This is a genomic window from Gottfriedia sp. NPDC056225 (assembly GCF_042267765.1).
Lineage (GTDB): Bacteria > Bacillota > Bacilli > Bacillales > Bacillaceae_G > Gottfriedia.
This window is the reverse complement of sequence record NZ_JBHJTJ010000006.1, coordinates 16,192-29,647: the sequence shown is the minus strand read 5'-3', so window position 1 is coordinate 29,647 and position 13,456 is coordinate 16,192. Positions and strand designations below refer to the sequence as shown.

16 protein-coding genes are annotated in these 13,456 nt (G+C 32.8%); 12 read left to right on the top strand and 4 right to left on the bottom strand.

Annotation, left to right across the window (positions count from 1 at the left end):
• Positions 1-358: 358 nt before the first annotated feature.
• Positions 359-808: a DUF86 domain-containing protein gene (locus tag ACFCYN_RS06410; protein ID WP_375948254.1), complete on the top strand. Its 450-nt coding sequence runs from the start codon at positions 359-361 to the stop codon at positions 806-808.
• 58 nt (positions 809-866) lie between these two features.
• Positions 867-1,637 (top strand): TIGR01457 family HAD-type hydrolase, encoded by a 771-nt coding sequence (locus ACFCYN_RS06405; RefSeq protein WP_375948252.1) that lies wholly within the window; start codon positions 867-869, stop codon positions 1,635-1,637.
• Positions 1,638-1,683: 46 nt separating this feature from the next.
• On the opposite strand, the gene ACFCYN_RS06400 is transcribed toward ACFCYN_RS06405, so the two are convergent.
• Positions 1,684-2,205, bottom strand: coding sequence for a phosphatidylglycerophosphatase A family protein (locus ACFCYN_RS06400; RefSeq protein ID WP_172446128.1), 522 nt, complete (start codon positions 2,203-2,205; stop codon positions 1,684-1,686).
• Positions 2,206-2,688: 483 nt separating this feature from the next.
• Here ACFCYN_RS06400 and yutH point away from each other — a divergent pair, with 483 nt between their 5' ends.
• Positions 2,689-3,687: a spore coat putative kinase YutH gene (yutH, locus tag ACFCYN_RS06395; protein ID WP_098119680.1), complete on the top strand. Its 999-nt coding sequence runs from the start codon at positions 2,689-2,691 to the stop codon at positions 3,685-3,687.
• Between the two features lie 64 nt (positions 3,688-3,751).
• On the opposite strand, the gene ACFCYN_RS06390 is transcribed toward yutH, so the two are convergent.
• On the bottom strand, positions 3,752-3,979 hold the full coding sequence (locus ACFCYN_RS06390) for a NifU family protein (RefSeq protein ID WP_025671774.1): 228 nt from the start codon (positions 3,977-3,979) through the stop codon (positions 3,752-3,754).
• 121 nt (positions 3,980-4,100) lie between these two features.
• Between ACFCYN_RS06390 and ACFCYN_RS06385 the strand changes: the two genes are divergently transcribed.
• The 3 genes from ACFCYN_RS06385 to ACFCYN_RS06375 all read left to right on the top strand — a co-directional run bounded on the left by ACFCYN_RS06385 (position 4,101) and on the right by ACFCYN_RS06375 (position 5,985).
• Positions 4,101-4,403, top strand: coding sequence for a DUF1462 family protein (locus ACFCYN_RS06385; RefSeq protein ID WP_098119614.1), 303 nt, complete (start codon positions 4,101-4,103; stop codon positions 4,401-4,403).
• A 180-nt stretch (positions 4,404-4,583) separates the two neighbouring features.
• Positions 4,584-5,018 carry an NfeD family protein gene (locus ACFCYN_RS06380; RefSeq protein ID WP_375948249.1) on the top strand — a complete coding sequence of 145 codons (435 nt, stop codon included), beginning with the start codon at positions 4,584-4,586 and terminating at the stop codon, positions 5,016-5,018.
• Position 5,019: 1 nt separating this feature from the next.
• A complete protein-coding gene (locus ACFCYN_RS06375) occupies positions 5,020-5,985 on the top strand; it encodes an SPFH domain-containing protein (protein WP_216853912.1) in 966 nt (321 codons plus the stop codon).
• 75 nt (positions 5,986-6,060) lie between these two features.
• Here the strand turns inward: ACFCYN_RS06375 and ACFCYN_RS06370 are convergent, their stop codons facing one another.
• Complete coding sequence (locus tag ACFCYN_RS06370) at positions 6,061-7,128, bottom strand: NAD(P)/FAD-dependent oxidoreductase (RefSeq protein ID WP_172446126.1); 1,068 nt, start codon at positions 7,126-7,128, stop codon at positions 6,061-6,063.
• Between the two features lie 196 nt (positions 7,129-7,324).
• On the opposite strand from ACFCYN_RS06370, the gene ACFCYN_RS06365 reads away from it, so the two are divergent.
• From ACFCYN_RS06365 to ACFCYN_RS06355, 3 genes are all read left to right on the top strand, one after another.
• Positions 7,325-7,561 carry a YuzB family protein gene (locus ACFCYN_RS06365; RefSeq protein ID WP_216853911.1) on the top strand — a complete coding sequence of 79 codons (237 nt, stop codon included), beginning with the start codon at positions 7,325-7,327 and terminating at the stop codon, positions 7,559-7,561.
• A 349-nt stretch (positions 7,562-7,910) separates the two neighbouring features.
• The gene (gene dapF, locus ACFCYN_RS06360) at positions 7,911-8,777 is read left to right on the top strand and encodes a diaminopimelate epimerase (protein ID WP_172446125.1); all 867 of its coding nucleotides are present in this window, start codon (positions 7,911-7,913) and stop codon (positions 8,775-8,777) included.
• A complete protein-coding gene (locus tag ACFCYN_RS06355; RefSeq protein ID WP_172446124.1) occupies positions 8,778-9,131 on the top strand; it encodes a HesB/IscA family protein in 354 nt (117 codons plus the stop codon).
• A 497-nt stretch (positions 9,132-9,628) separates the two neighbouring features.
• Here the strand turns inward: ACFCYN_RS06355 and ACFCYN_RS06350 are convergent, their stop codons facing one another.
• Positions 9,629-10,618 (bottom strand): NAD(P)/FAD-dependent oxidoreductase, encoded by a 990-nt coding sequence (locus ACFCYN_RS06350; RefSeq protein WP_375948245.1) that lies wholly within the window; start codon positions 10,616-10,618, stop codon positions 9,629-9,631.
• A gap of 411 nt (positions 10,619-11,029) precedes the next feature.
• Here ACFCYN_RS06350 and ACFCYN_RS06345 point away from each other — a divergent pair, with 411 nt between their 5' ends.
• The 3 genes from ACFCYN_RS06345 to ACFCYN_RS06335 all read left to right on the top strand — a co-directional run bounded on the left by ACFCYN_RS06345 (position 11,030) and on the right by ACFCYN_RS06335 (position 13,382).
• On the top strand, positions 11,030-12,247 hold the full coding sequence (locus ACFCYN_RS06345; RefSeq protein WP_172446122.1) for an NAD(P)/FAD-dependent oxidoreductase: 1,218 nt from the start codon (positions 11,030-11,032) through the stop codon (positions 12,245-12,247).
• Between the two features lie 241 nt (positions 12,248-12,488).
• On the top strand, positions 12,489-12,968 hold the full coding sequence (locus ACFCYN_RS06340; protein ID WP_375948243.1) for an NUDIX domain-containing protein: 480 nt from the start codon (positions 12,489-12,491) through the stop codon (positions 12,966-12,968).
• A 96-nt stretch (positions 12,969-13,064) separates the two neighbouring features.
• Positions 13,065-13,382 carry a YuiB family protein gene (locus ACFCYN_RS06335; RefSeq protein ID WP_375948379.1) on the top strand — a complete coding sequence of 106 codons (318 nt, stop codon included), beginning with the start codon at positions 13,065-13,067 and terminating at the stop codon, positions 13,380-13,382.
• Positions 13,383-13,456: the final 74 nt, after the last annotated feature.

Below are 13,456 nucleotides of genomic sequence, written 5' to 3'. Positions count from 1 at the left end.
GATGATGATGATATTTAATATGTCACACAATTTACGTCGCTCATTCTAATTGAATGAGCTTCGACTAAATTACTGCATAAAGTTTCCTTCTAGTAAATCACCGGAAGTAACTTTTAAAGCAATATAAAATGCATCATCACACTTTATAAAACATTCTAAATTGCATATGGGGTTATTCTTCTTCATCCCTATAGTACAAATTCATACTTCAAAAATTAGCCCCAAAAAATATTCACCTATATAATATAACAAAATTCGGTAAGAAACGCTTTCATTTGTCGATTTTTTTCGAATTTAGCTATAAAATAAATATAAGTCCGTAAAATGTAGAAGATAGAATTGAGAAGGAAGTGTACATATGTACTTTGTAAATCGTCAAAACATATTAGATCGAATTGAAGTAATGAATTCACTACTTGAATTTTATGAGTCAAATAGCCAACCAAATAATAAAACAGACGAGTTAGCTTTGGAAAGAATGACACATCTATTAATTGACAGTATGTTAGATATTGGTAATACAATGATTGATGGCTTTATAATGAGAGATCCAGGAAGTTATGATGATATTGTCGATATATTAATGGATGAAAAAGTAATTACTACTTCTATTGGAGATTCAATAAAGAAGTTAATTCCGATTCGAAAACATTTATTACAAGACTATACAGTGAAAATTACTGAAAATATAGTAATTACATTAAGTGAAAATATAGAAGCATACAAAGAATTCCCGATTGCGGTTCAAACTTTTTTAGATAAAGAGCTAGGTGTAATCAATGCTTTTAGTAGCGATGAAGAAAAATAAATTATAGTTTGTTTACATTCTTTCGAAGTGAACAGTCTGACTAGTAAGGAGTGTCAAAATGAAACAATATAAAGGATACTTAATCGACTTAGATGGTACTATGTATCGTGGAGAGGAACAAATAGAAGAGGCGAGTCATTTTATTAAGGCTCTGAAGGAAAAAAATATTCCTTATCTTTTTGTCACAAATAATTCTACACGTAGACCAGAGCAGGTAGCCGATAAACTTAATTCGTTCAATATACCAACTACAAAAGAACAAGTATTTACAACAAGCAATGCAACGGCAAACTTCATGAAAGAGAAAAAAGCAGATGCAACTGTTTATATGATTGGTGAAGAGGGCTTAGAATTTGCATTAGAAGAAGTTGGTTTGACAATTACAGATGAGAATCCTGATTTTGTTGTTAGTGGTCTAGATCGAGATATTAATTATGAGAAATTAGTTAAAGCATGTATCGCGGTAAGAAATGGAGCTACGTTTATCTCAACGAATGGTGATATCGCTATTCCTACTGAAAGAGGTTTATTACCAGGAAACGGTTCATTAACTTCCGTAATCGCTGTATCGACTACAGTAAAACCAATTTTTATAGGGAAGCCAGAATCAATTATTATGGAGCAAGCATTAAAAGTATTAGGAGTTGCTAAAGAGGATACTTTAATGATTGGGGATTACTATGATACTGACATCATGGCAGGGATCAATACTGGTGTGGACACATTAATTGTTCATACTGGGGTTACGACTAGAGAGATGCTTTCAAATTATGAAAAGCAGCCTACATATTCAGTAGATTCATTAGAAGAGTGGATTAAATACATTTAAAAATAAAAAAAGGACTCATAAGTAATTAACTTATGAGCCCTTTTTTTTATTCATCCCCAGCTTTAAGTTGATCAGCTTTTTTATGCGCTGCACGATGCGCAAGACGACTAGATGCCGCAGCTGCAATAGCTCCAACAATATCATCTAAAAACGTATTCACTAAACCAGTTGATTTGTCATTTAATCGTTCTAAAATACCAGGTTTTAATTTATCAATATAACCGTAATTTGTAAAACCAATTGAACCATATACATTTACAATTGATAAGGCAATTATTTCATCAATGCCATAAAGGCCTTCATCTTTTTTAATAATAGCTAACAAAGGCTCCTGAAGCTTATCTTGCTCTGCTAAGATATCTAATTCAATACCAGTAATGATAGCATTTTGTATCTCACGTTTTGTTAAGACTCGTTCAACATTGTGTTTACACTCATCCATAGATAAGTTTTCATGGTATTTACTTTGTAAAAAGTATACTAAATCAGCAATATCATCGAGTGTTACGCCTCTTTTTTCTAACAACGATAATGCAGTCTTTTCTAAATCGTGATTTAAATAATCCATGTCATCACCTTTTCCTTATCGATTAATTTAATTACTATAAATTCTCGGGACTTTGTCTACTCACTGAATTGTTACTTTATTTAATAAAGAAATAAGAGGATTAATTATATATGATTCGATACCTGAACATTATTCCCCTTTATAAAAAAAGCTAATAATAGATAAAAAATTATGAAGCGTGTTAATTTTCTATGTGGCTAGCAACATGCTAACACTTTTCGAGATGTCTAGTTCCGACGGAGGGCCTTACGAGTTTATAAGCCAATTCCATTAAAGGTTAAAAAACAACCGCTTGTCAGGGCTGACCAACCTACTTCCACTTTTCATATTTATACTACGTCATTTTCTCCTTTTTTGTGTATGGCCATTCGGTTTATCTGTTGAAAGTAAAAAGTATGGTACAGGTTTTGGGATTTGTGACATATATATTAATAAGTAGGTTATAGAAGGATGTGAGTGGTGATGTTTATTCGCAACCAAAACATCATTCAAGACATGTTTCATCATTATCAAATTCAACCAGCTGAATTACTTCAAGTACAGTCATATTACATGTTTTGGCAGCGGAATAGGGTGTATTTTCTAGCTCCTATTGGCAGTTTAAAAGAGGACGATTTACAGGAAATGAAAGGTTTAAGTGACTTTATGAGCTCAACAGGAGATCAGTCAGTCGCAACTTTTGTTCAAAATGTTCAAGGGTATTATGTGAGTAAAATTGATGGGAATAATTATTCCTTATTTAAAAGTACGAGACAAAACGAACGTAGTAATAATTATGGGGAAGAATTAGCAACGTTTCATTTGAGAGGCAGAAAATATTCAGAGGAATTAAAAAGATTAAATAGGATTGGTCAATGGAAGAATTTATGGGAGAAAAGGCTAGAGCAATTAGAAAGATTTTGGCAAAATAAAGTAAATAGCCACCCAGATAATTTTTTTGAACAAATTTTTATTGAATCCTTTCCCTATTATCTTGGAATGACCGAGAATGCGATCCAATATGTTGTAGACACCGAATTAGATGATACCCCCCAAGTTGTTGATGCAGCAACAATCTGTCATCAAAAAATGACGGAGCGTCGATTAAAAGAGATTCATTTTGCAAAAGTTCCGATTGAGTGGATTTATGATCATCCGAGCCGTGATCTTGCTGAATGGGTGAGAGATGAATATCTAGAGAACACGGATAATTATCAAAAGAAAATCCTTTCATTTTTTTATGGTTATGAAAAGAAAAGTCCTTTATCAACGTTTGCTTGGCGGTTATTATTTGCTAGGTTACTTTTTCCAGTTCATTATTTTGAAACGGTCGAAGGCTACTATTTGGCTAGAAGTGATTCAGAAAGAAAGCGGTATGAACGCAAGCTAGTTTATTATCTTGAAAATACAAAGGAATTTGAGTCTTTTTTAGGTGGGTTTTATGATTTAATCGGATTACCAACATCAAAGTTAGGCATCCGAGAAATTAATTGGTTAAAATAGCAGATTCAGACGGTGAAAAACAAAAAAGAGAGGGAAATTCCCTCTCTTTTTAATATGGTAAATATTAGAAAACTTGTTCTACTTCGATTACGCCAGGTACTTCTTCTAATAAAGCTCGCTCAATACCAGCTTTTAAAGTGATCGTTGAACTTGGGCAGCTACCGCAAGCGCCTAAAAGGCGAAGCTTAACAATTCCATCTTCAATATCAACTAAATCAACGTCTCCACCATCGCGTAATAAAAACGGTCTTAATTTATCTAAAACTTCTTGTACTTGTTCTTTCATGTCCATTCATATCGACTCCTTTCACTAATTTTATTATAATCAGTTAAGAGGAAAAAATCTATTACAGAGTACTTTTGTGTGTTTGAAAATATTGGGACACACATTTATTGTATGCTAGGAGGAGAAAATGAGTAATAAAATTTTAGTGGAAGTTTTTGGGGCTGAAGTAATTTGTGCTAGTTGTGTAGGAATGCCGTCCTCAATTGAAACGTTTGAATGGCTTCAAGCTGCACTTCAAAGAAAATATCCTGACTTATCGTTTGATTTTCAATACGTTGATATATTTAATGTTGAGAATAATGAAAAAGAAGATTTTGCCGAACGTGTAAGAAATGACGAGTTTTTCTATCCGGTTGTATTAGTAAATGGAAATGTAGTTGGTGAAGGTAATCCAAAATTAAAAGATGTTTATAACGCAATTGAACAGTAATGATTTTTAACTCCTTACAAAATGTAAGGGGTTTTTTTAAAATTGATATTCCTCCAAAATTAAAATGTTTTAATAAAATTCAATATTTTTATGCAAAAAGCTTAAATTTACATGATAGAATAGAAGTGTAAAATAAATTACAATTTTTGGCATATATATAGAACTGGGAGGAGGGGTGGGATGGTTGCGCTTTACTTGTTTGTAATTGGGGTTTTATTAATTATTATTGAAATGTTCTCATTAACTTTTGTATTCTTATGGATTGGTATTGCGAGCATTCTAGCATCAGTTGTAAATTATTTAACAGATTCAAACACCTTTACTTTTATTGTTTTTATTATTAGTGCAATAATTTTATGGCTTAGTACAAAGAAATTTGCTAAGAGAATCCACCAGCATAAAACGATCGAAAATGGGGTGTATGCATTACTTGGCAAAGAGCTCATAGTAGCTTCTGTAGAAGTTTTTGATGATAAAGTAGGTACGACTAAAGTTTATGGTGATGAATGGACAATCCGTTCGACAGAGCCATTAACTTTAAATGAAAAGGTAGTTGTAACAAAAATAGAAGGTGCAACTTTGTATGTGACAAATAAATTAATTGAGGAGAAATGATATGTCTGATGTAGGCTCTATGGTTGGTCCAATTATAATTGGTATTATTGTTTTATTCGTAATAATACTTTTGTTATCAAGTATTCGTATTGTAAGACAATCTGAAGTATATTTAGTGGAACGATTAGGTAAGTTCCATCGTAAATTAGAGAGTGGAATTCATATAGTAATGCCATTTGTTGAACGTGTAGCTAGTAAAAAAACTTTACGTGAGACTGTTGTAGATTTTCCACCACAATCAATGATTACAAAAGATAATGTTAGTATTCAAGTTGACTCAGTTGTCTTTTATCAAGTAACTGACGTTGTCCGTCATGAATATGAAATTGCTAATCCATTGTCTGCGATTTCTAATCTGACTGCTACTACTTTACGTAACTTAATTGGTGAATTAGATTTAGATGAGACATTAACAAGTCGTGATACAGTTAATAATAAACTTCGTGCAGTTCTTGACCAAGCAACTGACAAATGGGGCATGAAAGTTAATCGTGTCGAAATAAGAAATATTATTCCTCCTGTTGATATCCAAAATGCGATGGAGCGACAAATGCAAGCTGAGCGTACACGTCGTGAAAAAGTATTAAATGCACAAGGTGAGAAAGAATCGAAAATCCTGAAAGCAGAAGGAGAAAAGCAATCAAAAATTCTTGAAGCTGAAGGGGAACGCTTAAGCCAAGTTGAAAAAGCACGTGGAGATAAAGATTCTCAAGTTTTACGAGCTGAAGGGGAAGCAGAGGCAATCATTAAACTTGCTGAAGCTAAAGCTAGAGGAGAACAACTTGTATTAGACGTTTGGAGAAATGCAGAACCAACAAAAGAAATGGTTCAATTACGTTCAATGGAAGCATTAGAGAAAGTAGCTTACGGTCATGCATCTAAACTTGTCATTCCAACAGATGCTACAAAGCTTTTAGGAATGGTTGAAAGTGTAAAAGAAGTTATAAGACCTGACAAGACAGAATAATAAAAAAAAGCCCCTTAACAATCAACTTAGTTAAGGGGTCTTTAGTATATAGTAAATCTAAAGAACGTGTATTAATCAACCATTGTGATATTTATATAACCATAAGATTCCAGATTTAATCAATCTTGGAACTCGTCCGAGAAGTGGGCGTTCGTTAAATAGTCCAAAACCATGTTTTTTACCTAATGATCCCATAATACCTTTTAATTTTATTTGAGGCATTACCTCTGGAAGGTCTTCACCTGCCCATTTTTTTTGTAAAACCATTACAATTTGTTCAGCTTGAGCTTCAGCTAACTGTGCTGAAGGTGCGTATGGTAATGCAGCACAATCCCCAACTACATAAACATGTTCATCATTTGGCATGTGATGATATTTCGTTACGACGATTCTACCAGTATTGTCTTTTTCTACCTCTAAGTTGCGGACAACTTCAACTGGTTGAATACCTGCTGTCCAAATAACAGCGTCACAATGAATCTCATCATCATGATTAAATAACGTATTTTGCTCAACTTTTGTAATGTTTGAATTGCTAATAATTTTAACATCGTGCTCAATAAACCAGTTTTGTACATAATAACTAAGTTTTTCTGGAAACATTGATAAAATACGGCTTCCACGGTCAAAAAGTAAAATTTGTAAATCGCTTCTACTTTCTCTTAATTCACTTGCAACTTCTACTCCACTTAAGCCAGCTCCAACAACACCTATTACAGAATTTGGTGGTAAACTGTTAACATTTTCGTATGCGTTTCTTGTTTTTTCAATTGTTTGGATACTATAAGTATGTTCCATTGCACCAGGTACATTATGGTACTTATCCTCGCAACCTAAACCGATAATTAAATCATCGTAAGAAACTGATTTCCCATTGCTTAATTCTACTTTCTTGTTTGCCGTATCAATTGTTGTAATATCCCCATATACAACCTTTAATTTCTCGTGAGTTGGTAATGGAATTCTAATATGCTGTTCTGGAACTGTACCTGCAACTAATGCATAATATTCAGTTTTAAAGCAGTGAAAAGAATTTCGATCGATCAATGTGATTTGAACATCCTCAGGCAAATCAGAAGTTAATAGACGTGACAAAACACGAATATTTCCATATCCGGCTCCTAGTAATACGAGGTTTTTCATAGTTGATGTTCCCCTTTAGTTTTATTAGCGTTGAATGAAAAAAATTTTCTATTTTTCGACAATTATATTATATATATTTTATGCTAAAATAACAACGCTTAACTCGGTAAAATAAAGCACCTTCCATTTATTCTCAAAAGGATTGACGTTTTAAGAAAAAAAGAGTAACTTTATGAAGAGCAAGGAGTGAAAAATAGTGAGACCATTAGTCGAATTTTGTATAAAAAACCTATCTGACGGAGCGCAAAAAGCGTTAGAGCAACTAGAACGTGATCCAAATCTAGACATACTAGAATATGGCTGCCTTGGATATTGCGGAAAATGTAGTCTATCACTTTTTGCACTAGTTGAAGGAGAAGTTGTAACTGGTGAAACTGCTACTGAGTTAGTTGATAATATTTATATTTTCTTAGAAGAAAATATGTTAATATAAAAAGCACTGTTAAAAATTAGCAGTGCTTTTTGCGTTTTTTCGAGCTATTTCAACAATAAACCCCTCTATCTTACAACTTACCCCATTTTTTATTTTCTTATCTCTTACCATTTATATTTAGGTAAAAAGTATGAGAAGAATTGAGATTACAAATAACAAATTTTATTTTAATGAGTACACTATTTTTGAATTATATAAAAGTGAATAATAAGGGCAAAAAAAATGAGCATTCAAAATAGTGAATGCTCTTAAAATGTTTCTATATCGAGAAACGGGGGATGTTCTTATTGTGCTCAATTCATTTAAATTCTATACTTATATTAATAAAAAAAAATAGGGAGTCATGAAAATGAATTCTTTTCGTTATACAAAGATGCATGGACTAGGAAATAATTATATATATGTAAATATGTTTGAAGAAAAACTAAAAGAAGAAGAACTTTCTAATCTTGCAGTTGACGTTTCAAATGTTAATACAGGTATTGGTAGTGATGGATTAATCTTAATTTGTCCTTCAGAAGTTGCAGAAGTAAAAATGCGAATATTTAATAATGATGGATCAGAAGCTAAAAATTGTGGCAATGGTTTAAGATGCGTTGCAAAGTATGCATTTGAAAATGGGATTGTAAATAATAATTCATTTACGATTGAAACGATAAGTACAATTGTAAAAGCAACAGTACATGTAGAAAATAATGTTGTTAATCAAGTAACAGTCAATATGGGCAAACCAGTATTTCAACGAACTCAAATTCCAATGACCGGTAATGAACAAGAATTTGCTAAAGATAAAATTTTATTTGAAGAAGAATACTATGAATTTTCAGCTGTTTCAATGGGAAATCCTCATGCCGTTTTTGAAGTAAGTGATATAAAGAATGCTCCATTAACAACTTTAGGCCCATTTGTTGAAAAACATGAATTATTCCCAGAAAGCGTAAATGTTGAATTTATCGAATGTTTGCCGCATAATGAGATAAATTTCTCTGTATGGGAGCGCGGTTCAGGAATAACTCAAGCATGTGGAACAGGAGCTTGTGCTGCAGTAGTCGCGATGGTCCAAGAAAGTAAATATAATCGAGATGAACCGATTACTGTTCACTTACAAGGTGGAGATTTACAAATAACTTGGTCTGCTGATGGCGATGTTTTGATGAAAGGCCCAGCAGTTACAATAACAGAAGGCATATACTATACTCAAAGAGGAGTGAAATAAATGATTACAGTTACTGAACAAGCAGGCTTAAAAATAAAAGAAATGATTGAAAACGAAGAAGATCAAAATACTTTTGTACGTTTAGGTGTCAAAGGTGGAGGGTGCTCTGGATTATCATATGGTCTTGGTTTCGATCCACAAAAAAATGACGATGACATGGAGTTAGAATATCATGGCATTAAGTTTTTAATTGATAATGAAAGTGCTCCAATTTTAAAAGGAGTTGTCATTGATTTTAAAGAGTCATTATTAGGTGGAGGATTTACAATCGATAATCCTAATGCAATTGCATCATGTGGATGTGGCTCAAGCTTTAGAACAGCTACGAATGCTGGTACTCCTGAAGAGTGTTAACAAATTGATGATTTGTTTAGGGTTATGAATTACATGGCGAAATTGAGTGTACACAAGCAATTTTATTACAACCCTAAAAGTATTAAATCTTGTGAATCATAAGCCTTCTCGATAGTTAATGTTGAAAAACAAACTATTAGGGGAGGTTTTTTATGTGTTTGAACAAGAGAATTATGTTTATATTGAATTAGATAATATACATGAAATATACAAAAGAAGGCAGTAGGAAGAATGTAAATCAAAAGAATAGAATTTTTCTATTAAACAAACTAGACTAATTTCTTATTTGTTAATATTTTTACAAATTTAGTTTAAATTGTTGAATCTTTTTTTAAGTAAGGTACTATTATATAGTGTAGATAAAAAAATGAGATGAATTTTTACGAAGTTAGTTGTGAAATGGTTCACTAATTTTGGGATGTATTGTTCAATACATCACAAACATTTCCGAAAAAAGACTGCCTATTAGACAGTTCTTTGATTAATTAATTTTATTATTAGAACATTGAAGAACTATGGCCTGGTTGTACTTTCGCTGATGGATCAATGTACGCTTTCGCATGATTGATTGCGGTAGGTGCTTCACCAAAGCCAGAAGCAATTAGTTTAACTTTTCCGTCGTAAGTACAAATATCACCAGCAGCATAAATGCCTGGAATATTTGTTTCCATGCGTGAGTTAACAACAATGTTATTCTTTTCGATCTTTAAGCCCCAATTTTTTATTGGTCCTAAAGAAGAAACGAAACCATAGTTAACGATTACATCATCAACTTCAATTTCTAGACGCTCTTTTGATTTCTCATTTTGAAGAATAACTTTTTCAATACGTTCTGTACCAACGATTTCAACAGGTACAAAAGGAGTTGATACTTCTACCTTAGAGTTCATTAAGTTTTCTACGCTATGTTCATGAGCTCTAAATTTATCACGACGGTGAACTAATGTTACTTTTTCAGCGATTGGTTCAAGCATCAACGACCAGTCAACAGCAGAGTCGCCGCCGCCGAAAACAACAACTCGTTTACTAGCAAATTTATTCATGTCATCTACGAAGTAATGTAAGTTTGCTTTTTCAAAACGTTCAGAACCATCAATTTCAAGTTTACGTGGTTGGAATGCACCATTTCCAGCGGTAATGATAATAGCTTTTGTATAGTGCTCAAATCCATCATTACAAACTAAATGGAATACTCCATCATCACCTTTTGTAATTGAATGAACCGATTGCTCTAAACATACAGTAGGTTCAAATTTTTTCATTTGTTCTTTTAAGTTATTGATCAACTCTTGAGCGCGTACTTTTGGAAAGCCAGCTACATCATAAATGTATTTTTCAGGGTAAAGTGCAGATAATTGACCGCCAAGTTGAGGTAAGCTCTCAATAATTTTTACACTAGATTGTCTCATTCCACCATAAAAAGCAGTAAATAAACCAATTGGTCCTCCACCAATTATTGTAATATCATATACTTTTTCATCTTTCATAACGGAATAACCCCCTCATGCATAAATGATCGTTATCTATTATAAAATAGTATCATATTTTATGCTGATAAAATAAAATTGGGTCATTAAATTAATGTAGAAATTTTTTTAGTAAAACTGGGGGATGAATTAAGAAATAATTAATTTGGCTTAATATTTTGAGAATTCTAGCGTTTAGATTATGCTTGAAATTCTATGCAAAAAACTTTAATATTGTTATAGGCTAATTGTTAACATTTTGTGACAATTATTACGAAATATTTAGACAAATATCCCTATATAGTAGTTTGCTCGTTAATGTACTAAGTTATAATGAATTAGATTGCTCACTACTGAGCTTACTTATAAATTTAGAGATATTAAAGCAAATTGAAAGTACTTAATATAATTTAAAAGGATGGTATGTATATCATGAATAAGCCTAAGATTGTAATCCTTGGAGCTGGGTATGGTGGAATCATTACTGCTACTCGACTTCAAAAAACATTATCTGCAAATGAAGCGGACATTACATTAGTAAATAAAAATAGCTACCACTACCAAGCAACATGGTTACATGAAAATGCAGCAGGTACATTACATCATGACCGTACACGTCTTGATATTAAAGACGTGATTAATCAAGATAAAATTAACTTTATACAAGATACTGTTACTCAAATCAAACCTGAAGAGAAGAAAGTAATTCTTTCTAGCGGCGAATTAAACTATGATTACTTAGTTGTTGGACTTGGTTTTGAGTCAGAAACTTTTGGAATTAAAGGTTTAAAAGAACATGCATTCTCAATTGCTAACATCAATGCTGCTCGTCAAATTCGTGAGCATATTGATTATAGCTTTTCTAAATATTACAACACACCAGTTGAAAAGCGCGATGATTTATTAACAATTATCGTTGGTGGTGCAGGATTCACTGGTATTGAATTTGTAGGTGAACTTGCAAATCGTGTTCCAGAATTATGCAAAGAGTATGATATCGATCGTGAAAAAGTTCGTATTATTTGTGTAGAGGCTGCTCCAATGGTATTACCAGGTTTTGATCCAGAGTTAGTTGATTATGCAGTTTCTCAATTAGAGAAAAAGGGCGTAGAATTCAAAATTGGTACAGCAATTAAAGAATGTACTGAAGAAGGAATCATCGTTGCTAAAGGCGAAGTAGAAGAGAAAATTAACTCTGCAACAGTTGTTTGGGCAGCGGGTGTACGTGGAAATGCATTAGTAGAACAAGCTGGTTTTGAAGCAATGCGTGGACGTGTAAAAGTTACTAAAGATATGCGTGTTCCAGGATACGATGATGTATTTATCGTAGGAGACTCAGCTTTATTAATTGATGAAGCAAGTAACCGTCCATACCCACCAACAGCACAAATTGCAATTCAACAAGGATTTAATGTGGCACACAACTTATCAGTATTAGTTCGTGGAAGAGGCGAATTAGAAGAATTTAAACCAGACATTAAAGGTACTGTATGTTCATTAGGACATGACGATGCAATTGGTGTAGTTTATGGTAAAAAATTAACTGGTTGGAAAGCTTCATTTATGAAAAAAGTAATCGATAACCGCTACTTATTCGTACTTGGCGGACCGATGTTAGTTCTTAAAAAAGGTAAATTAAACTTTCTATAAGTAATATAGCTCGACTTAGGTCGAGCTATATTTATAGGCGTCAAAATAAAAATGAGATCAAACTGATTAAAAACGCTTGTCTAAAAAGGTGCGAATGCTTGTTGGAAAGCGGAGTTACCAAAGAAGGTAATGTGCGCCGCTTAAAGCAAGTGATGTAACGATGAAGACGAGCGCTTGGTAGTCAGTCTAAAGCTCGACTTAGGTCGAGCTTTTTCTTTGTCTAAAAAGGTGGTTAACATTTATGAGTAAAAGAGGCAATGTATGGCTAGGAGTAGCGGGGTTAGTTAAAGACTCTGCCGGAAGATGGTTAGTTGTAAAGAAAAAATATAGCGGATTAAAAGGTTTATGGTCTTTACCAGCAGGGTTTGTAAAGCAAGATGAAACGGTTGATCAAGCAGTGCTAAGAGAGATTAGTGAAGAAACTGGTGTAAAAGCAACTTTAATTGGATTAATAGGTGTAAGAACTGGCGTTATTCGTGAAGAAATCAGTGATAATATGCTAATTTTTTTACTCCAAGCAGATGATACTACTATTTCGATTCAAGAGGAAGAATTATCAGATGCACGATTTTTATCGGAAGATGAACTACTTAAGGATCCTACCTCATCATTACTAATTAAATATTTAATTGAAAATCCACCCAATGAACCAATGGGAGTAGTAAAAGGATTAAATCCGGGGGATCAGTTCCAATATTCAACTTATCATTTTATTAAGTAATATTTTAAAAGTTAGAATATTTAAAAAATTGACGACAAGGCGAGAAGGTTTTACACTGTATATAGAAAAAATGTGGGGTGTGTTTTTTATATGGTGATGAGTATTCCGGTTTTACTAATTTCTATATTGTTATTTTTCGTATTAGCATTTGGAATTGGCTTCCTTGCAAATATGCTTTTTCGAACGACTTGGTTCATGGTAGTAATCTATCCTCTTTTAATCGTGATGATTGTGGACAAGATTAGTACAATAAAGTATTTTACTAATACTTCAAGTGCTTTTGAGACATTAAAAGCGAACCTTATGGCAGTTGGAACAGGTGATATTGTTATTTTATCAGCTGGTCTAGTGGGAGCGATTATGTCAGGTGTTGTAATACTGTCATTAAGAAAAAATGGATATCAAATGTTCTAACTTTCTCTAGCTTGAGAAAGTTTTTTTATATTTTTTTTGTTTTAGGGAATGATGAAAAGATGAAAAGGAGTGAA